Below are 23,973 nucleotides of genomic sequence, written 5' to 3' on the forward strand. Positions count from 1 at the left end.
ACGAGCTTATTGAAAGGATCAGGAATGTAAAATAATGGCTCTCCTGTTGTTTTGTCTCGTTTTATTAAAAGGCATTTTCCAATCAAATCTATTTTTTTTATTTGTATAAATGAACAAAACAATAGATGTGGGTGTTTTTTATGCAGAATTAGTTATAATGATTATCCGCAATAGTTCCTATTATAAATTCTTGATTTGAAATCGAGCGTGTAAGTGATGGCAGCTACCAGAAGCCTGTCAAACTGCTTCTCACCGAAATAACGCCTGCTGAACTTGTAACAGAACTGATTTAGATAATATTGTAAGTATTCGGGTTTCATTTTGTAATATACGCCCAATAATTGTCGCTTGGCATTACTTATTGCCGTATGGACCCAGGGCAGGACACTGGGGAGCTCCTTGGGTGGGATGACAGATGCCGTATGCGAATGGACATGTTCTTTTAATTGTGTATAGGAAGTCGAATCATCGGTGGTTAAATCCGCCGTGTTCTCGATGTGTTCTTTGACATTCTTTGTGATTGTATCGGACTTCAAATCGTTGATTACTTTCATTTTCAGGTATCTGACCTTCTTTGGTTTTTTGCCTGCTTTTGGGCTTTCAACTGTTTTGCTTTCAGCCATTACCAGCACTTTGGTCTTTTTTTGGCTCCCTCGGCCGCGTTTCAACGGTTTGTCCCTCTCTTCAAGGGATATTTCCGTGGAAAAGAAGGCGTCGTCCAACTCGATGGCTCCCTCAAGGGTGTACTCATCATCGCGTTTGCCCATCACGTCACGCAGTTTATTGACCATTTCCCATATGGGCTGATAACGCTTGTGTCCTAATTGGCGCTGCAGCTCTGCCGCGGAAAAGGAGCCCTTGGTCGCCGTGAGCAGGTGCATGGCGACGAACCAGTAACGGTAAGGCAGGTTGGAGTGTTGCATGACAGTGCCTGAACGCAAGGTTTGGCGGGCATGGCAACGCTTGCATTCGTAGGCTTGTTTGTTTTGAAGCCAGTAATGTTCTTTACAATTACAATGACGACAAGTTATACCCATTTGGTCTCTTAGTTCTTTGAATTTTTTCCGACAGGACTCCTCATCGGGGTAATTTATGGCAAAATCCAGGATATTCATAGCTCGAATTATTTTATTGTTGTTGATGTAAATATAATGAATATCAATTAATTGTGCAAACATTTTTTGAAACTTATTTATAACTTTTTCCCGCTAAATTCTTTAGGAAGAACTGCGGATAATCATTTAAAAATAAATCTTAAAATTTATAAGATGAAAAACAGGAAAATTTTATCAGCACACTTAATTGGACTAATAATCAGTCTTATATTTCTAAGTGGATGTGATAATCAAAAAGTAAAACTTGTATCACTTAAAGTTGAAATGCAGGAAAATCCAATTGGAATTGGAACTCCCAATCCCAGATTTTCTTGGCAAATAACTTCCGTAAAACCTGATTTACAACAAAAATCCTATCAGATACAGGTTGCACTTTCTGAGGAAAATTTAAAAAACGAAGAAAACCTAATCTGGGATTCAGGAATTATTGAAGATGATAAATCAGTATTAATACCATTTAAGGGAGAAGAGTTAAAGTCTGGTTTAAAATATTACTGGCGTTTAAGAGTATCCACTAACCAGGGTGATACAGACTGGAGTAAGATAAACACCTGGTCAATGGCATTATTAAATGAATCCGACTGGAAAGCAAAATGGATAGGAGAAGACAGTATGTCTAACCCAGGTGAAACTGATAAGGGAAATACACGTCTTGCTGCACGATACCTTAGAAAGCCCTTCACATTAAAAAATAACATTGAAAGAGCTGTACTTTATATTTCAGGACAAGGAGTATATGAAGCTTACATAAATGGAGAAAAAATATCAGAAGATGTACTTTCACCAACTGTTTCATGGTATCCTGATAGAGTCTATTATAACGTATATGATGTAACCCCACTTTTAAAACGTAATGATAACATTTTAGGTGTGATCTTAGGCAATGGAAGATATTTCGGTATGAGAGAGGGATGGAATCAGTTATTTGGACTACCACGTCTTTTAGCTCAGCTGGAGGTTGAATATTCCGACGGATCCACTGATACCATAATATCTGATGAAACATGGAGAGTTACATCCAAGGGTCCGATTGTAGCAAATAATGAATTTGATGGAGAAGAATATGATGCTCGCCTGGAGATCGTAAACTGGAACCTTGCGAACTTTAATGATTCTGGATGGAAAAATGCAGATATTATGGAAGCACCTGGCGGTATAATAACAGCTCAGCCAAATCCTAATATAAGGGTACAGGACGAACTCACTCCAATAAAAATAACAGAGTTGGGTGAAGGAAAACTTATCCTAGACATGGGTCAAAATATGGTAGGATGGCTGAAAATTAATTCTTTAACAGGAAAGAAAGATCAGCCAATAAAATTCAGATTTGCAGAAACTCTTAAAGATGATGGTAATCTATATATTGATAACCTCAGAGGAGCAAAAGCAACTGATATTTATATTCCTGCAGAAGACGGTAACTTCAGCTGGGAACCAAAGTTTGTATACCATGGTTTCAGGTTTGTAGAGATATCAGGGCTTGATTATCAGCCAGAATTAACTGATTTCACGGGCAAAGTTGTCTATGATATGATGGAAACTACTGGAAAATTTGAAACTAACAATGAAGTTATCAATCAGGTATTCAAGAATGCATATTGGGGTATAAGGGGAAATTACAGAGGTATGCCAACAGATTGTCCACAGCGCGACGAACGTGTTGGATGGCTTGGTGATAGAACAACCGGCAGTTTTGGTGAGGCTTTTATTTTTGATAATGCCCTGCTTTACAGTAAATGGCTTCAAGATATAGAGGATTCACAGAGTCCGGAGGGAAGTATATCTGTAGTATCACCTAAATACTGGACTATATATCATGACGATGTTACCTGGCCAGCAGCATATTTTTATAGCGCTAAAATGTTATGGAAGCAGTTTGGTGATACGGAACCCATCTTCAAACATTATAATTCTATGAAGCGATACCTTGAAAGAATACAGGAGGTATCTATGAAAGATTATATAATAACGAAAGATGCATACGGTGATTGGTGTATGCCTCCCGAGTCACAGGAGCTTATCCATTCGAAGGATCCAACCAGAAGAACAGCCGGTCCTGTTTTAAGCACAACTGTCTATTACAGTCTCCTGAACATCATGTCTGAATTTGCTGAACTAACCGGAAACAGTCAGGACATACCAGGATACAAAGAGTTGGCTACACAGATTAAGACGGCATATAACAATACCTATTTTAAAGCAGATTCAGCAATGTATGATAATAATACTGTCACTGCCAATATGCTTTCTTTAAGACTAGGACTGGTTCCGGAAGGGAAAGAGATTGATGTATTCAAAAATGTAGTAGAAAAGACAGTAGTAGATTTTGATGGACATGTTAGTACAGGGGTACTTGGTATTCAACACTTAATGCGTGGGTTAACTGAATATGGAAATATCGATCTAGCTTATAAAATTGCAACCAACCGTACTTACCCAAGCTGGGGCTATATGATAGATAACGGGGCAACTACAATATGGGAACTTTGGAATGGAAATACAGCCGATCCGGCTATGAATTCAGCTAACCACGTTATGTTGCTGGGTGATCTGATAATATGGTATTACGAAGATCTTGCAGGCATAAAGAACCATCCGGAAAGTGTGGCATTTAAAAAGCTACTTATGGAACCAAAATTTCCGGAAGGACTTACCCATGTAGATGCATCTTACAATTCAGTTTATGGTGAAATAACAAGCAAATGGAGTAAGGAAAATGGTAGGTTCACATGGAACATAACAATACCGGGCAACACATCTGCAATTGTTAAATTGCCAAAGGAGATGAATGTTATTGCACCTGATCATGATGGTGTTAGAAATGTATCTGACAGCGATCAGGGAATTGATATTGAATTGGGTTCAGGATCTTATACGATAACTGGAACTATCTAAATTTCAATTTTCATCAGTTACACAACCATGCGAGGCATCCTTAACCAGTTTTGCAAACTTATAAAGGATGCCTCTGCTTACTTTTAGTTCAGGCTTTTTCCATAGAGAACGCCTGCGGGCTATTTCTTCATCCGAAACTTTAAGAGTGATTCTATTATGAATTACATCAATCTCGATTAAATCGTCATCTTCAACCAAACCTATCAATCCACCCTCAAAAGATTCAGGAGTAATATGACCAACAACAAAACCATGGGTACCACCACTGAAGCGACCATCTGTAATCAGTGCAACAGATTTACCCAATCCGGCTCCAATTATTGCAGAAGTTGGCTTCAACATTTCAGGCATACCGGGAGCACCTTTGGGTCCCTCATTCTTTATAACCACAACATCACCAGCTTTTACCCTGCCATTGGAGATTCCGGAAATTAAATCTTTTTCGCCATCAAATACTCGTGCAGGTCCTTCAAAACGTTCACCCTCTTTCCCACTAATTTTTGCAACACTACCCTTCTCAGCCAGATTACCATACAGAATCTGCAAATGACCTTGAGGTTTTAATGGTTTCTCAATAGAAAGAATAATATCCTGAGATTCAAAATCTATATCTCTTACATTTGCAAGATTTTCTGCAATTGTTTTTCCAGTTACCGTCATACAGTCACCATGAAGCATACCTTTAATAAGAAGATATTTCATAACCATTGGCACACCACCAATTTTGTGAAGGTCCTCCATAAGATATTTGCCACTAGGCTTGAAGTCAGCTATCAACGGCACCTTATCACTAAACCTCTGAAAATCATCAATTGTCAGCTTCACATCCACGCTTCTTGCCATGGCTAACAGATGAAGAACAGCATTTGTGCTTCCTCCTAAAGCTATTACAATTGTTATTGCATTCTCAAATGCCTTGCGAGTCATGATATCTCTTGGCTTTATATCATTTTCAAGTAACAGACGTATATATTTACCTGCTTCCAGGCACTCCTGCCTCTTCTCTTTGCTGATTGCGGGGTTACTGCTGCTATATGGCAGACTCATACCCATTGCCTCAATTGCTGCTGCCATAGTGTTGGCTGTATACATACCACCACAAGCGCCAGGTCCCGGGCAGCTTCTTTTAACAATCTCTTTAAAATCATTTTCATCAAGCTTACCTGCAATCTTTTCGCCCAGTGCCTCAAATGCAGATACAATATTTAGGTCTTGTCCTTTATAATGCCCAGGAGCAATAGTACCTCCATAAACCATTATGGCAGGCCTGTTCAATCGTCCCATTGCTATAAGTGAACCCGGCATATTTTTGTCACAACCAGGAACAGCAATCAGGGCATCATAATACTGAGCACCGCAAACAGTTTCTATAGAATCCGCTATCACCTCTCTGCTAACCAGGGAGTAGCGCATTCCATCAGTTCCATTGCTCATACCATCACTTACACCAATAGTATGAAATATAAATCCTGCAAGCTTCTCTTTCCATACACCTTTTTTAATTTCTAAAGCTAAACTATTCAGATGCATGTTGCAGGGATTCCCATCGTATCCCATACTCACTATGCCCACCTGAGCTTTGGTGAGATCCCCTTCTGATAAACCTAAAGCATATAATTGTGCTTGAGCTGCCGGCTGTGTTGGGTCTTGTGTGATAGTTTTAGAATATCTGTTTAGTTCTTTCATATGACTTATTTCATTTGTGCAAGAGGTACTCATCGATAGTAAGATATACCGATTGCATACCTCTCTGTTTTTAATCTAAACAGATATAAAGGTCTTTTGTTTTTACTTAAACTCTTTCCACATGATCAATGCACGGGCAATTGCATTTTCAACAATAGGCTGCATTATTTCATAACCTTTTTTATTTGGATGAACACCGTCCCCGGATAACTCTTCGGGCAAACCGTTTCTTTCGTCAGCCATTGCAGAGAAATAGTCACAATAAACAGCACCTTTTTTAGAAGCATACTCCTTAATACGTCTGTTTAACTCAACAATTTTTGGAGCAGGCTCCAGACCCGGGCGCCATGGAAAATCATATGCAGGCAAAACTGAACATAGCACAACTTGTATGCCATGTGCCTGAGCAAGCTCTGTCATTGAATGAATGTTATCCTCAATCATTTCTAATGATGAGGGACCTGTGTTTCCGGCAATATCATTTACCCCTGCTAAAATAACAACTACCTTAGGCCATAAATTTAAAACATCCTGACGGAAACGGAGTAACATCTGTGGCGTTGTTTGCCCGCTGATACCTCTGTTTATATATTGTTTCTCTTCTGCAAAAAATTCCGGAACCTGATTAATCCAACCTTCAGTAATTGAATTGCCCATAAAAACCACTCTGCTATCACATGTACGTGCAGGACCAAGCTTTTCGTTCGCTTCTCTGAATCTGTTCAGATTTGCCCAATCCTGAGCTACACAAAAAAACATACCACAGGTGATAAAAAGCATAGTTAACATTATTTTTCTCATAAATCCTATTTTAATTTAATATGTAGATTGATTATATACTCGAATGTCAAAAATAGTTATTTTAATCCAATTTAAAATCTGTTTCATCGATATAAAATGATAGTATGTCGATTTTGAAACCTAAAAAAACTAAAAACCAATAGTACCATCTACGTTTATTTGTTCTAAAGTTGTAATTTTAGTGACTTTGCGCAAAATTATGAAGAAAAAAAATAAGATTATTGTAATTGCAACCATAGCAGTAATCATACTGAGTATGGCATTTTTTCCAACCATTAAAAGGTTGTTAGCTTCACAAAATGGAAGCAGTGTTAACGGAAATCAGTCGTCACCCGGAGGAGGTTCGGGATTTGCCAGATCAGAGTTAGTAGTAACGGCAACAATACTAAAACCACAGACACTGAATAATTTGTTTCGTATCAGGGGTGTATTATTGCCTGATGAGGAGGTAGATCTTACATTTGAGTCATCCGGTAAAATTACAGATATCTTCTTTGAAGAGGGAAGTTTCGTTCAGGAAGGAACACTTTTAGCCAAGGTTAATGATGCTCCTCTACAGGCAGAACTTAAAAAGCTTGAGTCACAATTACCTTTGGCTGAAGACAGACTATACCGTCAGCAAACACTTTTGGAAAAAGATGCAATCAGCCAGGAAACATATCAGTCTGTTGCTACTCAGCTTGAAACATTGAAAGCGGATATTGAGCTGGTGAAAGCTAGAATCAAACAGACAGAATTACGTGCACCTTTCAGTGGAGTGCTTGGTCTCCGACAAGTTAGCGAAGGAGCCTATGCATCCCCAAACGTTGTAGTATCAAATCTGACAAAAATATCACCCTTAAAAATTGAATTTTCACTTACTGAAAATTTTGTTAACCTCATAAGACCAGGGAGTGAAGTGGCTTTTACAGTAGATAACAGCCTTGAAGTTCACAACGCTACAGTATATGCAGTAGAGTCTCGTCTTGATGTAAACACATTAAGTCTATTTGCACGTGCAAGATATGACAACAGTGAAGGAAAAATAAAGCCTGGTCAATCTGCAAGTATCCAGATAAAACTGGATGAAATAAATGATGCTATCGTTATCCCAAGTATCTCAAGTATAAAAGAGATGGGGCGTGATATAGCATATGTTTACAGAAACGGTGTTGCTCAGGAGGTAGAGGTAATTACAGGAATGAGAACCGCTGCATCGGTAGAAATAGTAAGCGGACTCTCTGTTGGTGATACACTTCTTACTACCGGTGTTATGCAGCTAAGAAGTGGTATGCCTGTTAGAATTGATCAATTTATAGAAAACCACGCAAATTGAGAATATGAACCTATCCGAACTAAGTATAAGACGACCAGTTCTTGCCACTGTAATGGTACTGATAATCATCATATTTGGTATTATCGGCTATACAAGTTTGCCTGTTCGTGAATATCCTAATGTTGATAATCCCATAATAACAGTTCACGTCTCTTATCCGGGTGCTAATGCTGAAGTTATAGAAAATCAGATTACAGAACCATTAGAGCAAAATATTAATGGTATACCAGGAATCAGATCACTTACCAGCCGAAGCAGTCAGGGTAGCTCTCGTATAACTGTTGAGTTTGAATTAAGTGTTGATTTGGAAACAGCAGCCAATGATGTTAGAGACAAGGTTTCAATTGCACAGCGCTATCTTCCGCGTGACACCGATCCTCCTACTGTTTCCAAGGCGGATTCTGATTCTGACCCTATCATGCAGATAACGGTTCAGAGCCCTACCCGATCACTTCTTGAGCTTTCAGAAATTGCTGATCTTACAGTTAAAGAGCGTCTCCAAACGATTTCTAATGTTAGTGCAGTTGAAATATGGGGGGAGTACAGATATGCAATGCGATTATGGCTTGATCCTATAAGAATGGCATCCTATAATATTACACCTATGGATGTTAAAAATGCTCTTGACAGAGAAAATATTGAACTTCCTGCAGGTAGCATTGAAGGTGATCAGATTGAGCAATCGATCCGTACAATGGGGTTAATGTCGACACCTGAAGATTTTAATAATCTTATTCTAAAAGAGGATAATTTTCGTATAGTAAGATTTCGTGATGTTGGATTTGCTGAACTTGATGCGGCAGACCGACAAAATATTCTCCGCAGAAACGGAGTTCCTATGGTTAGTGCAGTTATTATCCCTCAACCAGGTGCAAATCATATTAATATCGCAGATGAGGTTAGAGTTCGCATGGAACAGATGCAGAAAGATCTTCCTGAAGATGTGATCCTTGATGTTGCTTTTGACAATACGAAATTTATCAGAGCATCAATTAGCGAAGTTCAAAATACAGTAATCATTGCTTTTCTTCTTGTTGTATTTATCATCTTCGTTTTCTTAAGAAACCTGAGGGTAACTCTTATTCCTGCTGTAGTTATCCCCATATCACTTATTGGTATTTTCTTTGTTATGTACCTTGCAGGTTTCTCAATCAATGTACTTTCTATGCTTGCCATAGTGCTTGCAGTGGGTCTTGTTGTTGATGATGCTATTGTTGTTACTGAGAATATCTTTCAAAAGGTTGAGAATGGACTGGATCCTATAGAGGCATCTATTGCTGGATCTAAAGAGATATTTTTTGCAGTTGTTTCAACTACCATTACACTTGTTGCTATATTCTTCCCTATTGTATTCCTCGAGGGAATGACTGGCCGTTTATTCCGAGAGTTTAGTATTGTAATATCAGGGGCAGTTATTATATCATCCTTTGTGGCACTTTCATTTGTTCCGATGCTATCATCAAAACTATTGAAGAAAGGTCAGAAAAGGAGTAAATTTTACAATCGAACAGAGGTGTTCTTTATAGGAATGAACAGCTTTTATAGTAAAGCTCTCAACTCATTCCTGAAAAGAAAATGGCTTGCATTACCCTTGATATTAGTTTCAGGAATATTTATTGCAATTTTATGGAGCACATTACCAGAAGAGATGGCACCGCTTGAAGACCGTTCACAGATCATGATACGAAGTAGCGCTCCTGAAGGTGCAACGTATGAATTTATAAGGGATTATACAGATAGAATTTCAGCAATAGCCGACTCAGTGGCTCCGGAAAGAGAGTCAAATATCACTATGACCCGTAGCACCTTTAGTATGGTACGTTTGGTTTTGCCTGATATGGACGAGAGAGAAAGGTCACAGATGGAAATTGCTAATGAAATTACCGAAGCTGTAAGGAATGAAAATGCAGCTCGAGCATTTGTTCAGCAGCAGTCGACCTTCGGAGGAAGACGTGCTGGAATGCCTATACAGTATATTCTTCAGGCCCCTAATATTGAAAAGCTTCAGGAATTTATTCCTCCTTTTCTGGAAAGAATGAATGCGAGTCCATACTTCCGAATGACCGACGTGGATCTTAAATTTACAAAACCTGAAACAAGAATTATTATTGACAGGGATAAAGCAGCTATGCTTGGTGTGAGTACACGTGATATTGGTCAAACCTTGCAATACGCACTTAGTGGTCAGCGTATGGGTTACTTCTATATGAATGGCAAGCAATACCAGATCCTGGGAGAAATCAATCGACAGCAACGAAATACACCTATTGACCTGAGAACTATCTATATTAAAAACAATGTGGGAGAAATGATTCAGATGGACAATCTGGTTAAACTGGAAGAGTCTGTAGCACCTCCCCAGTTATATAGATATAACAGGTTCAACTCGGCTACCATTACAGCTGGATTAGCTCCAGGATATGCTCTGGGAGAAGGGCTTGAAGAGATGGACAGGATAGCAGCTGAAGTACTTGACGACTCGTTCAGAACGGCTCTTGAGGGAGAATCAAGAAACTTTAAAGAGAGTTCATCAAGTTTATTGTTTGCATTTGGCCTTGCCATTTTATTGATTTTCCTTGTTATGGCAGCTCAGTTTGAAAGTTTCAAAGATCCTTTTGTGATAATGTTTACTGTTCCACTTGCACTTTTTGGTGCACTGTTATTTATGTGGATATTCGGGATAACTTTAAATATTTATAGTCAGATAGGGATAATTATGCTTATTGGGTTAGTTGCCAAAAATGGTATATTGATTGTAGAATTTGCAAATCAGCGTCAAAATGCCGGTTTAAATAAAAACCAAGCAATAGTAGAAGCATCAATTCAGCGCCTTAGACCAATACTTATGACTAGTATTTCAACAATTCTTGGATTGCTCCCTCTGGCACTGGCTAGCGGTGAAGGGGCAAACGGCCGAATAGCTATGGGTACTGCGGTTATAGGTGGACTATTAATCTCTACTATGTTAACCCTGTTTCTTATTCCTGCTATGTATATCTATCTTTCAACTGATAGAAAATCTGCAGAGGAGAAGAAAAATGGCAATTCAAAAGCTGTTTCTGAAAACGAACTAACTGAACTCAACTAAGATTTAATCATAGAATAATGATACTTTTTATAAAAGAAAAAAGGACCTGTTTTTTATTGTTATTTATAATTTTATTCACTGCTTCTGCATATTCACAAACAGAAGAACGCAGGGTAATTAGCAATGTTATTGATTTGCGGGAATGTCTTAGAATTGGACTTGAAAACAATTTCGACCTTCAGATAGCTCGAAATCAAGAGTTAGTTTCAGAAAATAATGTCACTCTTGGTAATGCAGGATATCTGCCACAGGTGAATGTCAGCTCAGGATATAATTTGCGCAGCAGCAACACAGATCAGATTCCGGCTGAAGGAGATGAGGTTGTAGAGAATCGAAACTCAAACACACAGACACTTGATGCAGGAATTAATCTTAACTGGTCGTTATTTGAAGGATTCAGAGTACAGACAAACTATAAGAGACTGAAAGAACTTCAGTCGGCCGGCGAACTGTACACCCGTCTTGAGATGGAAAATCTGATAGCAAATTTAACTGCAGAATATTATAATTATGTGCAACAACAAATACGATTGGGAAATCTGCAGTATGCAGTGTCGCTTTCGAAGGAAAGACTTCGGATTGTAGAAGCACGATATCAGGTGGGTTCACTTTCGAGACTCGATCTTCAACAGGCTAAAGTGGATTTTAATGCCGACAGCTCACAGTTGATTCAGCAATATGAAATCCTTAACAGATCTCGTATCAAGCTTAATGAACTTATGGGTGTGGATGTGGAGAGTGAGTTCATTGCTCAGGATACAACAATCATTTTTAACGAATCTCTGGCAAAAGATGAGTTGTTTGACAGAACAATGGCTCAGAATACTTTCTTACAGATTAGCGAAAGTAATCTTACATTAAGCGAACTTGAATTAAGAAACCTGAGAAGCAGAAACTACCCTTACCTCAGGTTGAATGCCGGCTATGGATTCACACACTATAACTATAACAGTGGTAATCTTGAAAGACAACGAAACTGGGGTCCAAATGTTGGTTTAACTTTGGGATACACTCTGTTTGATGGTTTTAACAGAAAAAGAGAGCAAAAGAATCAGCAAATTATAATCAGGAACAGAGAGCTCGAAGTTGAAAGAGACAAGTTGGTTATTGAAAGCGATTTCGCGAACATGTGGATGGCTTATCAAAATAATATTGAACTTACTAATCTGGAGATAGAGAGTCTGGAAAATGCTACTATAAATTATGAGATTGCAATGGAGAGATATCGGATTGGTGATCTTTCGGGTCTTGAACTGCGTGAAGCTCAGAATAGTTTATTAGAAGCGGAACAACGACTGCTTACTGCTCAGTACAACACTAAGCTTTATGAGATTTCTCTTATGCAGATAAGTGGAAGTATAACTACCTTTTTACAATAGCTAACTCTCATAATATTCTTACTTAGGTCTTACCTTGCTCTTATGACCCCCTTTTATAGGAGGTCAATATAATACTATTATGTAATTTTTCACAAATTGTTGATATACCTTTATTATATTGAGGTGGACAAGCCATACTTATCACCGAAAAAGTATACCATTTAGCGTCATTCCACACCAAATAGCGACAAACTATACCAATTCAACACCAAATCCGGACAAATCGACCGATTTTTTTTATATCCATTGCAAACTTGGATATTTGCCCATACTTTAAATAACTTAAATTAAATATCGAAATATGGGTACATTACAAAAAGGTATTAATGGTGGTATTTCCGGCAAGATAGGAAATATAGTAGGAGCAAAATGGAGAGATATTTACTACGTAAGAAGTTTACCTTCAAAAGTAAATGATCCAAGAACTAAAGCTCAGTTAAAACAGAGAAGCAAATTTTCAACAGCTATTCAGTTTCTTAAAACTATAACACCTTTTATTAGGGTAGGTTTTCAAGAATATTCAACTGGTAAGTCTACTGCTTTTAACGCGGCAACCTCATATCATATTAAAAATGCAATAATAGAGGTGGACGCGGAAATAAAGTTAGATTACTCAAAAGTACTGGTATCACGGGGTTCGCTATATACTGCACCCGGAATAAAAGTAACAAAAGTTAATGGTCAGATGCATTTTACTTGGGATGCAACATTAAAAGAGAATGCACGTCCAAGCGATATGGTTATGATTGTTGTATATAACTCCACTAAGAAAGAGGCAATCTATACTCTTTGTGCAGGATTAAGAATTAATGGAGTTGCACAGTTGCAGTTACCATCAACATGGAAAGAGGATATTATTTATCCATATTTATCATTCAGATCTGATGATGGAGAAATAGTTTCAGACAGTGTTCTTGCAAAAGCCTTTAACTAATTTTTTTATAAGAAACTTTATTGAAATGAAAGGGAAGGAACTATATTTTCCCTTTCATTATATTCAAAAATTAAACTTGTATCCCACTGATTTTAATCATATTAGTCCTGCTTAGACCAAACCGTCTCATATTTAAAAGTTTTTCTAGCCATAATGGTTAGAGTAATTCCTCGAGCTGCAAGATAAACTATAAATGAAAACCAGAGTGCATTATTGGCCCATGTTGGGGTGAGTAAAAAATAGGAAGTAAAAAATATAATTGATGAAATTATCATCGCATTGCGCATCTCGGATGATGCTGTAGCACCAATAAATATTCCATCCCACAGAAAAGCTGCAAAACCTGCAAATGGAATCATTAATGTCCAGAACATATAACTTTTGGTTTCTGCAATAATAAATGTATCGTTAGTCAGCAATCTCAATATTAAATCAGGGAAAAGCGTATAGATTGTCATTGCTAAAACAGATACCATCAATCCCCAAAAAAATATTCTTTTTATCATATATCTAAGCATTGATCGGTTCTTTGCCCCAATATACCTTCCGGTGAGAGCTTCACCAGCATAAGCAAACCCATCCATAAAATAGGAGAAGAGCATAAAAAACTGCATTAGCAATGCATTTATTGCAAGGATTGTATCACCCATACCAGAGGATGCAAAGGTAAAGAAGGTGGTTACAAGCGTAAGAAGAAAGGTGCGTACAAATATATCACCATTCACCCTGAAATACTCTCTGATTACTTGTCTTTTCCATATTTTATCTTTTTGGATATATTTTCTTAGCCTGCCATAGTATTTATGCCATAGAATAGCTGCGACTATTAATGATATGATTTGAGAGAGAGTTGTACCTAAAGCTATACCTTCGATACTCATTCCCAACCCGAACACAAAACATACACTTAGTACAATATTAAGAATATTGTTGAGTATTGCAATTACCATAGGGATACGTGCATTTTGCATTCCAATAAACCAGCCTTTAAATGCATACATACCCAAAACAGCAGGTGCTCCCCATATAACAATTCTGAAATATGTTTTAACATGGTTAACAGACTCAGGCCCGGACTTTATAAATTTAAATGCTAACTCTCCTATAGGATATTGCATTAGAATAATGATGAATCCAATTCCAAGACCTATTGCAAGCGATCTGATAAAAACACTCATAGCCTCACTAAAATCTCTGGCTCCATATGCTTGAGATGCAAATCCACTGGAGCTCATCCGAAGAAAACCAAAATTCCAGTAGATCATATTAAATATATTAGCACCAAGTGCAATAGCGCCTATATATACTGCAGAACCAAGACGTCCTGCAACAGCAATATCAATCATCCCCAGAAGAGGAACTGTAATATTTGTAATAATATTAGGGAGTGCGAGTCTGAATATTTTCTTGTCCATAACGTTAATAATTACAAATAATATGCCAAATTTAATTTCATTTTTTTTCTCTACTCTAATAATAATTTATACCTTTGGGATTATTCATAATCATTGTAAAACAAACAATCATGAAAAAATTTTTTACTTTAATTCTGTTATTTTGTTTTTCAATTGCGTTTACAAATGTCACGGCACAAAACAGTAAACCAGTAGTTGGAGAATGGAAATATAAAGTTGCCCAAGCTCCGTATGGTTATGATACCGGTGTAATTTCACTTAAAGAAGTTGAGAAAAAACTGACTGGTGAAATAATATTTGATTCAGGCTACAAAGTGAAACTTCAAAGTGTTGATTTTAAAAATGACACACTGAGAGTTGGTGTTTATGTTGATTCTGAGTATGTGAATATTCTTTCGCGAGTAAAAGGTAAAAAACTGGAAGGAACTGTTGATTCATCTATGGGTAAAATGGATTTAACAGCCGAGAAATTAGAAAAGAAATAATAGAAAAGGTAGATACAAACTACATTAATATAACATATGGACAAAATTCAGGAACTCACCTCTAAGCTTTATTCCGAAGGTGTGGAAAAAGGTAAAGAGGAGGCTAGTAAAATTATTGCTGAAGCTAAGGCTCAGAAAAAACAGATTTTGGAAGAGGCAGAGGCTCAATCCAGGCAAATTCTGAATGCTGCCAGGAAAGAGGTTGCAGAGTTAAGAAGTCATACCGAGGCTGAACTTAAACTATATGCTTCACAATCATCTGAAGCATTAAAAACTGAAATAACAAATCTAATAACAGGTAAACTGGCAGAATCTAACGTTAATGCTGCAACAGAAGACAAGCTGTTTATGCAAAAGCTGATTGTTGAACTTGTTCAGAACTGGGCTCGTGAGGAGAAACTGACAATTGGAACAGAAAATGCGGAAGAACTCCAATCATACATCACTGCCAACGCAAAAAACCTTCTGGATAAAGGTATCAAGATTGAAACTGTAAATGGTATAAAAACAGGTTTCACAATTTCACCCGAAGATGGTTCTTATAAAGTGAAGTTTGGTGAGGATGAATTTATAGAATACTTTAAAGAGTTCCTGCGCCCACAGATACAAAAGCTTTTATTCTAAGAATTGTATTTTAATTCTTATCCAATAATACTATTTTCGAACCTTTATTGAATCAGATTATTATTTAATATAGCATGCTTTTTAAAAACCAATATTACTATTTTATAGCAGGCTTGCCCGACTTTACTTTCGACAGTATGAAGCTCCCTTTTACTGTTGAGGAGTTTGTAGATATGTTGGAAGAAGAACTTAAACCTGCAGACCTCAGGCTAATAAGAAAATATTTCCTAAAGCATGACAACTATAATCTGCTTCATTTACTGGAAAATAAGGATGCTGTAATAAACCTTGCAGGTAATCTTCCGAGAGAAGTTCTTTTAGAAGTTATCTCAAAAGTAAAGGAGGATATTCCTGTTAAAGAAAAAGGTGTCCCTCCCTATTTTGAAGATTTTATAAGACGATGGTTAAGTGAGGAAAGCCATCAGGAAGGGGCAAGAGTTTGGGAAGACCTGCTTAGCTCGTTATACATGGATTATGGTATAGAGGTAAAAAACAGTCTTATGTCGGGTTGGTTTGAACTTAACCTTAATATCGGCAATATTATGACTGCAATTTTTGCACGAAAATATGATCTTATGGTTGCAAAATATATTGTTGGTCACAACACAATCGCAAAACTAATACGAGAAAATTCAAACGCAAGAGATTTTGGTATTAGTCAGGAACTTGACTACTTCGACATTTTACAGCGTATTTCAGAGGAGTCTGATATTTATGACAGAGAGAGAAAAATTGATAAGTTTAAATGGGACTGGCTGGAAGAGAATACAGTGTTTGATTACTTCAATATTGAATATATTTTCGCTTATTTATGTAAACTACAAATACTGGAACGTTGGGTAAAACTTAATGCAGAAGAGGGTGAAAAAGTATTTAGGGATCTTATTAACAGCCTAAAAAACGAAACTAAGTTGCCTGACAATTTTTAAAAATAAAAAAGAGTAAATTATCATATATGTTAACAAAAGGAACTGTTAAAGGGATTATCTCCAACCTAGTAATTGTAGAGGTGGAAGGTCCTGTTACTCAGAATGAGATAGCCTACATTGATCATGAAGGTACAAGATTAATGGCCGAGGTTATAAAGATAGTTGGGAAAAATGCCTCAGTTCAGGTATTCGAGAGCACAAGAGGACTTAAAGTTGGTTCTAAAGTAGAATTTCAAGGCCATATGCTTGAAGTTGTACTTGGTCCGGGCCTTCTCCAACGAAATCTTGACGGATTGGAAAATGACCTGGACAAGATGGATGGTGTTTTTCTTAAAAGAGGTGAATATACCTTCCCTCTTGATGAGGAAAAACTGTGGCACTTTAAACCTATTGCTAAGGAGGGTGACAAGGTTAGAGCCGGTTCATGGCTGGGTGAAGTTGACGAAAACTATCAGCCACATAAAATTATGGTACCTTTTAGTATGAAAGGAGAATACCGTATAGTAAGAATTATTGGAGAGGGAGATTACAATATATATGAAAAAATTGCGGTAGTTGAGGACAATGAAGGCAATGTGACCGAACTGAATATGATACAACGGTGGCCGGTTAAGGTTCCTATTACTGAATATAGCGAGAAGCCACGACCATATAAATTACTCGAAACAGGCGTTCGTTCAATAGATACTCTGAACCCTATTGTAGAGGGTGGAACTGGATTTATTCCGGGTGCATTTGGTACCGGGAAAACTGTTTTGCAGCACTCAATCTCAAAGCAGGCTGAAGCGGATATTGTTATTATTGCTGCTTGTGGGGAAAGAGCAAATGAGGTAGTTGAGATTTTTACTGAGTTCCCCGAATTGGTGGATCCTCATACCGGGCGCAAACTAATGGAAAGAACTATTATTGTAGCTAATACATCAAATATGCCTGTTGCTGCTCGTGAGGCTTCGGTTTATACGGCTATGACTATTGGAGAGTATTACAGATCGATGGGTTTGAAGGTATTGTTGATGGCCGACTCTACTTCTCGCTGGGCTCAGGCTTTGCGTGAAATGAGTAACAGACTTGAAGAGCTGCCAGGACCTGATGCATTCCCAATGGACTTATCTGTAGTTATATCCAACTTTTACGGTCGGGCAGGTCATGTTATTTTAAATAATGGTAAGGAGGGTTCGATTACATTTATTGGAACTGTATCTCCTGCTGGAGGTAACTTAAAGGAGCCTGTGACAGAAAACACAAAGAAAGTTGCTCGTTGTTTTTATGCTCTTGAACAGGATAGAGCCGATAAGAAACGTTATCCCGCAATAAATCCTATAGATTCTTATTCTAAATATTTTGAATATCCTGAGTTCCAAGACTATATATCTTCAGAGGTTTCAAGCGACTGGGTTGAAAAAGTTTCTGAAATAAAAACCCGACTATTACGAGGAAAAGAGATTGCTGAGCAGATAAATATTTTGGGTGACGATGGTGTGCCTGTAGAATATCATATTACCTTCTGGAAATCTGAATTTATAGATTATATCATTTTACAACAGGATGCATTTGACGATATTGATGCTGTTACATCTATTGAGCGGCAAAAAAACATTCTTGATCTTGTAACTGAGGTTTGCCGTACAAAATTTGAATTTGAAAAATTTACAGAAGTGGCAGACTTTTTTAAAGAATTGATCAATATCGGAAAACAGATGAACTACTCTGAGTTTGAATCTGATTCTTTTTATGGTTATGTTAATCAATTGAAGGAGAAGATTTCCAATTATCAACTTTCAGATATAACCGTAAAGTAGTTTTTCTATTTTTTTCAGTAAACAGGATAAAGGAAAATAAATGAATTATGGCAAAAGCATTTCAGAAAATATATACAAAAATTACACAAATTACAAAGGCAACCTGTACTGTAAAAGCAACTGGCGTTGGTTATGATGAACTTGCTACGGTTGAGGGAAAACTGGCTCAGGTGGTTAAAATAATTGATGATGAAGTTACTCTGCAGATTTTTGAAGGTACAGAAGGAATTCCTACAAATGCAGAGGTTATTTTCATGGGGAAAGCACCCTCATTGAAGGTAAGTGATCAGCTGGCAGGCCGTTTCTTTAATGCTTACGGTGAACCTATTGATGGAGGTCCTGAACCTGAAGGTGAGGAAAGAGCGATTGGCGGACCGTCAGTTAACCCTGTAAGAAGGAAACAGCCATCGGAACTTATTGCTACTGGGATTGCGGGAATCGACCTGAATAACACATTGGTGTCTGGACAAAAAATTCCATTTTTTGCCGATCCTGACCAACCTTTTAATCAGGTTATGGCAACAGTGGCTTTAAGAGCTGAGACAGATAAAATTATATTAGGAGGTATGGGTATGACTAATGATGATTACCTATACTTTAAAAATGTATTTAGCAGTGCCGGTGCGTTGGATCGAATCATATCATTCATGAATACAACTGAAGATCCTGCGGTTGAACGCTTGCTAGTGCCAGATATGGCTTTGACAGCAGCTGAATATTTTGCGGTTGACAAAAATGAGAAGGTGCTTGTGCTTTTAACTGATATGACTTCATATGCTGATGCGCTATCTATCGTATCGAACCGTATGGATCAAATACCTTCAAAAGACTCAATGCCGGGTTCTTTATATTCAGATCTTGCAAAGATATATGAGAAAGCGGCTCAATTCCCATCTGGTGGTTCAATAACTATTGTAGCAGTAACCACTTTATCAGGAGGTGATATAACACATGCTGTGCCTGACAACACGGGGTATATTACAGAAGGACAGTTATTCTTACGTCAAGATAGTGATGTTGGTAAGGTGGTTATAGATCCATTCCGCTCACTATCAAGGTTGAAACAGAATGTTCAGGGTAAGAAAACACGTGATGACCATCCTCAGGTAATGAATGCTGCGGTTAGACTCTATGCAGATGCTGCAAATGCTAAAACAAAACTGGAAAATGGTTTTGATTTGACAGATTATGATTTAAGGACTTTATCATTTGCGAAAGACTACTCAAGAGAACTGCTTGCAATAGATGTGAATCTGAACACAGTTGAAATGTTAGATAAGATATGGGAACTGCTTTCTAAACACTTCAGACCTGCAGAGGTAAATATGAAACAGGAATTAGTAGATAGGTACTGGAAAAAATAATGGCTATTAAATTTCAATATAATAAAACTTCACGTCAGCAGTTGGAGAAACAGCTGAACATTCGTGAACGCGCTTTACCCACGTTACAAAACAAGGAGACAGCACTAAGAATGGAAGTTAAGAGGGCCAAGGATGAATTAGTAAAACTTGATAAGGAACTGGAAGATAAAGTAAAATCTTATGATAAAATGATGGGTATGTGGATGGAGTTTGACTCTACCCTGATTAGTGTTAAAGATGTAAATCTTTCCAAGAAAAAGATTGCTGGTGTAGAAATTCCGATTCTTGAAAGTGTTGATTTTGATATCAAGCCATTTAGCTTGTTTAATAGGCCAAAATGGTTTTTAGATGGAGTCAAAACTGTTCAATCTTTAGCTGAAATTGGTATACGTCGCGATTTTCATGCAATAAGGATAAATAGTCTTGAGTATGCCCGTAAGAAGACTACACAAAAAGTCAATCTTTTCGAGAAAGTTCAGATTCCGGGATACCGGGAAGCAATACTGAAAATTAAGCGTTATTTGGAAGATGAGGAGAACCTGTCCAAATCATCTCAGAAAATAATGCGCTCTCATCAGGAGAAAAGAAAAGAGAAAGGAGATGTCGAATGGTAGCAACAATGAAGAAATATCTGTTTTTGACATACCATAAGGATTACAGTCAATTCCTGAATGACCTTCGTAACCTTGGTATGATTCATGTTGTGGAACAGGACAAAAGTGAGTTAAATGAAGATAAGATATTTGAATTTATTTCAGAGAAGAAACAGCTGGAGGAAGCTAAGAAAATACTTAGCAGAGTAAGAGGAAAAAAAACTGAAAGAGAATTCAATGAAGCAGATGAAAAATTAGGTAGAGAGATCCCCTCAATAGTTGAGAAGATATTGAGTGAGAAGTCGTCGCTAAAGCAACAACTGATGGTTTCTACAAAAGAGAGGGACATCTTGAAACCATGGGGTAATTTTAGTCCTGAACAGATAAAACTATTAAAAAGTGAAGGATACCATATAAACTTTTTTATCGTTCCTAACAATCAATTTAAAGATGAATGGCACGAACTATATGATATCTTTATTGTAAAGACAGAATCTTCACGTACTTACTTTCTTACATTAAGCAAGCATGAAAATATGGCAGAACTTTTAGGTCTGGAACCAGAAAAGCTGCCTGATATATCACTTGAAGAAATTAATAATTTAATCATATCTATAAATAATAAGATTTCACAACAGGATGAAGAACTGGTAATATTATCTGATAATATACCTTCACTTGATGCTGCTATAAACAGACTTGAATCTGAAATTCAGTTTTACAAGGTTGATATAAGTGGTACTCCGGTTGCTGATGACAAAATAATCTTATTACAGGGATGGGCACCGGAAGAAAATGATTCGGAGATTTCGAATTATCTGTATTCTAAAAGTGTTTATTTTGAAAAATCTGATCCTGTTCCAGAGGATAATGTACCAATCAAATTTAAGAATAAAAAGTTTTTCAAGCTTTTTGAGCCTATAGCTGAATTATATGAACTGCCAAGCTATAATGAGATTGATCTGACACCATATTTTGCACCTTTCTACATGATATTTTTTGGTCTTGCACTTGGAGATATTGGATATGGTGCATTTTTGCTGGTACTTGCAACTCTGGTTAAGTTGGTAAAGAAAGATTCTATTGCCAAATCACTTAGAGGAACAATGACACTGGTGCAATTTTTAGGTGCCTCAACTATGGTGTGTGGACTACTTCAGGGAGGTTTTTTCGGTATCAGCATTTATGAAATTAACAACTCTGCAGTTCAGAATCTGAAGAATTTGATCTATTTCGACAACTCACAAATGTTTATGTTGTCATTAGTATTAGGGGTAATCCAGATTATGTTTGGGAAGTTTATAATGATATTTAATCGGATTAAGCAGTTCGGATTTGTTTATGGACTTTCATCTATTGGATGGTTCTTGTTTTTACTGAGCTTTATCGTTTCGTTCTTAATACCATCAGTAATGCCAATGATGGGAATTGCTCATAAAATTGTGATGATTCTTTCCGGAATTTTAATTGTATTTTTTAATTCTCCAGGAAAAAATCCACTTGTAAATATTGGCACCTCTTTGTGGGATACTTATAACATGGCCACAGGATTGTTAGGAGACGTATTATCATATGTCAGATTGTTTGCACTTGGATTATCAGGAGGAATTTTGGCAAGCGTTTTTTCTAGCTTAGCTACAGGAATGAGTCCTGACAATGCAATAATTGGTCCAATTGTAACGATTCTGATATTTGTTATTGGTCATGCAATTAATATTTTCATGAATGCGTTGGGTGCTTTTGTTCATCCGTTGAGACTAACTTTCGTGGAATTTTATAAAAACTCAGATTTTTCAGGTGGAGGTGTAAAATATAGTCCTTTCAGAAATAAATAAAGAAATAAAAATAAATAAACAATTAAAAAGCAACTAAATGGAAACAAATTTAATAATTGCCTATACAGGAATTGCAATTATGTTAGCACTTGCAGGTATCGGAAGTGCATATGGGGTAACAATAGTGGGTAATGCAGCTATCGGAGCAGCAAAAAAAGTAGATGGAAAATTCGGTAACTTTTTAGTATTAACCGCATTACCGGGTACACAGGGATTATATGGTTTTGCCGGATACTTTATGTTTCAGAGTATTTTTAATATACTTACACCTGAAATTACAGCTATTCAGGCTTGGGCTACTCTGGCATCTGGACTCGCTCTTGGATTTGTAGGATTACTTTCTGCAATACGTCAGGGGCAAGTTTGTGCAAATGGTGTAGTTTCAATTGGTCAAGGTCATGATGCATTCGGAAACACTCTGATTCTGGCTGTATTCCCTGAACTTTATGCTATTGTAGCACTTGCTGCAGCATTCCTTATGGGAACAGCAGTTGCCTTATAAAATTATATTAATTGTTGCCGGTCGATTCCTATATCTTTCATAGATGCAGGGTCATCGACCGGTTCAATATGTGTAATAACAGTGACTGGCTCGTCAAACATTTTCACTATTGTTTCTTCTAACTCATCGGCGTAATCATGTCCCTGTTTTACTGTCCATTTTCCCGGCACTAATAGATGTAATGTAATAAACTTTCTTTGTCCAGCTGCCCTGGTAAGCAAAGAGTGATATTCTATTTGTTCAGATTTAAGCGAATCTAGATAGTTAGTTACTTTCTCCATATCTTCAGCCGGAATAGTGACATCCATAAGTCCACTGGCAGAGCGACTTATGAGTTTGTATCCTGTAAGAATAATATTAATGGCAACTATGATTGCTATTATCGGGTCAATAATAAGCCAACCTGTAAACTTAACAACTATAATTCCTACAATAACACCAACAGAAGTCCAAACATCAGTCATTAAATGTCTTCCGTCTGCTTCAAGTACTAAGGATTTCTTCGATTTACCATTTCTTATCAATATTTGTCCCACAACCAAATTCACTAAAGAGGCCATAAGGGAAAACAGCAAACCTGCATTAATATTTTCCAGTGGTGTTGGTTTTACAATACGAGGTATTGCTGACCATATTATACTAAAAGCGGCAACAAGGATTAACGCTCCTTCCATAGCACTTGAGAAATATTCAGCTTTACTATGACCATACATATGTCTTTCATCTGCAGGCTGTTGAGACAATTTCAGCATTATCAGAGCAAAGATTGCTGCAAAAAGGTTTACAAAGGACTCAAGTGCATCAGAAAGGAAACCCATTGAACCGGTTATGTAATATGTATAGAATTTAAGCAGAATAGTGACTATGGCTGCAGCAATAGACAGATAAATATAGTTTTGTAATGAACCTTGACTCTTTTTAGACATAGTTGTGGGCTTTATAAATATTTCTTTTTGAAACACAAAATTAAACAATTCATACCATTTTCCTTTTGAATATTCACTAATATCTGGAATAGGTTTGTAAAACGTATTAAATCAATATATTAAATCTATGAAATGCATAATATAACAAGGTAATAGTATAAAGCTCATTATTTTCTGAAATAATCCTTTTTCATTATCTTTGTGTTGATATAAAAGAATGTAGTAAATTTCATCAATCTGAATTAATCATAAAAACTTTAAATTGATGAGAATAAAACCAAATCATTG

At 37.0% G+C, this 23,973-nt stretch carries 18 protein-coding genes; 13 read left to right on the top strand and 5 right to left on the bottom strand.

Annotated features, from left to right (window positions below):
* Nucleotides 1–161: 161 nt before the first annotated feature.
* Nucleotides 162–1,115 (bottom strand): IS1595 family transposase, encoded by a 954-nt coding sequence (locus tag PHO43_RS08115; protein ID WP_288011864.1) that lies wholly within the window; start codon nucleotides 1,113–1,115, stop codon nucleotides 162–164.
* Between the two features lie 153 nt (nucleotides 1,116–1,268).
* Between PHO43_RS08115 and PHO43_RS08120 the strand changes: the two genes are divergently transcribed.
* On the top strand, nucleotides 1,269–4,010 hold the full coding sequence (locus PHO43_RS08120; protein ID WP_288011866.1) for an alpha-L-rhamnosidase: 2,742 nt from the start codon (nucleotides 1,269–1,271) through the stop codon (nucleotides 4,008–4,010).
* A 3-nt stretch (nucleotides 4,011–4,013) separates the two neighbouring features.
* Here the strand turns inward: PHO43_RS08120 and ilvD are convergent, their stop codons facing one another.
* Nucleotides 4,014–5,696, bottom strand: a complete 1,683-nt coding sequence (gene ilvD, locus PHO43_RS08125) for a dihydroxy-acid dehydratase (RefSeq protein ID WP_154904806.1) — start codon at nucleotides 5,694–5,696, stop codon at nucleotides 4,014–4,016.
* 102 nt (nucleotides 5,697–5,798) lie between these two features.
* Nucleotides 5,799–6,497, bottom strand: coding sequence for an SGNH/GDSL hydrolase family protein (locus tag PHO43_RS08130; RefSeq protein WP_045090036.1), 699 nt, complete (start codon nucleotides 6,495–6,497; stop codon nucleotides 5,799–5,801).
* 199 nt (nucleotides 6,498–6,696) lie between these two features.
* On the opposite strand from PHO43_RS08130, the gene PHO43_RS08135 reads away from it, so the two are divergent.
* From PHO43_RS08135 to PHO43_RS08150, 4 genes are all read left to right on the top strand, one after another.
* A complete protein-coding gene (locus PHO43_RS08135; protein WP_045090037.1) occupies nucleotides 6,697–7,812 on the top strand; it encodes an efflux RND transporter periplasmic adaptor subunit in 1,116 nt (371 codons plus the stop codon).
* Nucleotides 7,813–7,816: 4 nt separating this feature from the next.
* Complete coding sequence (locus tag PHO43_RS08140) at nucleotides 7,817–10,900, top strand: efflux RND transporter permease subunit (protein WP_053826013.1); 3,084 nt, start codon at nucleotides 7,817–7,819, stop codon at nucleotides 10,898–10,900.
* A gap of 17 nt (nucleotides 10,901–10,917) precedes the next feature.
* Complete coding sequence (locus PHO43_RS08145; protein ID WP_288011868.1) at nucleotides 10,918–12,279, top strand: TolC family protein; 1,362 nt, start codon at nucleotides 10,918–10,920, stop codon at nucleotides 12,277–12,279.
* A 301-nt stretch (nucleotides 12,280–12,580) separates the two neighbouring features.
* Entirely contained in the window at nucleotides 12,581–13,213 is a 633-nt protein-coding gene (locus PHO43_RS08150; protein ID WP_288010073.1) for a DUF6266 family protein, read from the top strand.
* 101 nt (nucleotides 13,214–13,314) lie between these two features.
* Here PHO43_RS08150 and PHO43_RS08155 read toward each other — a convergent pair whose 3' ends face one another.
* Entirely contained in the window at nucleotides 13,315–14,628 is a 1,314-nt protein-coding gene (locus PHO43_RS08155; protein ID WP_045090041.1) for an MATE family efflux transporter, read from the bottom strand.
* 110 nt (nucleotides 14,629–14,738) lie between these two features.
* Between PHO43_RS08155 and PHO43_RS08160 the strand changes: the two genes are divergently transcribed.
* From PHO43_RS08160 to PHO43_RS08195, 8 genes are all read left to right on the top strand, one after another.
* Entirely contained in the window at nucleotides 14,739–15,113 is a 375-nt protein-coding gene (locus PHO43_RS08160; protein WP_045090042.1) for a DUF2147 domain-containing protein, read from the top strand.
* 36 nt (nucleotides 15,114–15,149) lie between these two features.
* Nucleotides 15,150–15,737: a hypothetical protein gene (locus tag PHO43_RS08165; RefSeq protein WP_288010069.1), complete on the top strand. Its 588-nt coding sequence runs from the start codon at nucleotides 15,150–15,152 to the stop codon at nucleotides 15,735–15,737.
* 74 nt (nucleotides 15,738–15,811) lie between these two features.
* Nucleotides 15,812–16,666, top strand: a complete 855-nt coding sequence (locus PHO43_RS08170; RefSeq protein WP_288011871.1) for a DUF2764 family protein — start codon at nucleotides 15,812–15,814, stop codon at nucleotides 16,664–16,666.
* A gap of 26 nt (nucleotides 16,667–16,692) precedes the next feature.
* Nucleotides 16,693–18,465 carry a V-type ATP synthase subunit A gene (locus PHO43_RS08175; RefSeq protein ID WP_045090045.1) on the top strand — a complete coding sequence of 591 codons (1,773 nt, stop codon included), beginning with the start codon at nucleotides 16,693–16,695 and terminating at the stop codon, nucleotides 18,463–18,465.
* Between the two features lie 44 nt (nucleotides 18,466–18,509).
* Entirely contained in the window at nucleotides 18,510–19,829 is a 1,320-nt protein-coding gene (locus PHO43_RS08180) for a V-type ATP synthase subunit B (protein ID WP_154904805.1), read from the top strand.
* Complete coding sequence (locus PHO43_RS08185; RefSeq protein ID WP_045090047.1) at nucleotides 19,829–20,443, top strand: V-type ATP synthase subunit D; 615 nt, start codon at nucleotides 19,829–19,831, stop codon at nucleotides 20,441–20,443. Before PHO43_RS08180 ends, PHO43_RS08185 begins: the two co-directional genes overlap by 1 nt.
* Nucleotides 20,437–22,257: a V-type ATP synthase subunit I gene (locus PHO43_RS08190; protein WP_045090048.1), complete on the top strand. Its 1,821-nt coding sequence runs from the start codon at nucleotides 20,437–20,439 to the stop codon at nucleotides 22,255–22,257. Before PHO43_RS08185 ends, PHO43_RS08190 begins: the two co-directional genes overlap by 7 nt.
* Before the next feature lie 37 nt (nucleotides 22,258–22,294).
* Nucleotides 22,295–22,759: an ATP synthase subunit C-like protein gene (locus tag PHO43_RS08195; RefSeq protein ID WP_045090049.1), complete on the top strand. Its 465-nt coding sequence runs from the start codon at nucleotides 22,295–22,297 to the stop codon at nucleotides 22,757–22,759.
* A 2-nt stretch (nucleotides 22,760–22,761) separates the two neighbouring features.
* Here PHO43_RS08195 and PHO43_RS08200 read toward each other — a convergent pair whose 3' ends face one another.
* Complete coding sequence (locus tag PHO43_RS08200; protein WP_288011873.1) at nucleotides 22,762–23,685, bottom strand: cation diffusion facilitator family transporter; 924 nt, start codon at nucleotides 23,683–23,685, stop codon at nucleotides 22,762–22,764.
* Nucleotides 23,686–23,973 lie beyond the last annotated feature (288 nt).

The organism is Lascolabacillus sp., from assembly GCF_028696275.1.
GTDB classification, from domain to species: domain Bacteria; phylum Bacteroidota; class Bacteroidia; order Bacteroidales; family Dysgonomonadaceae; genus Proteiniphilum; species Proteiniphilum massiliensis.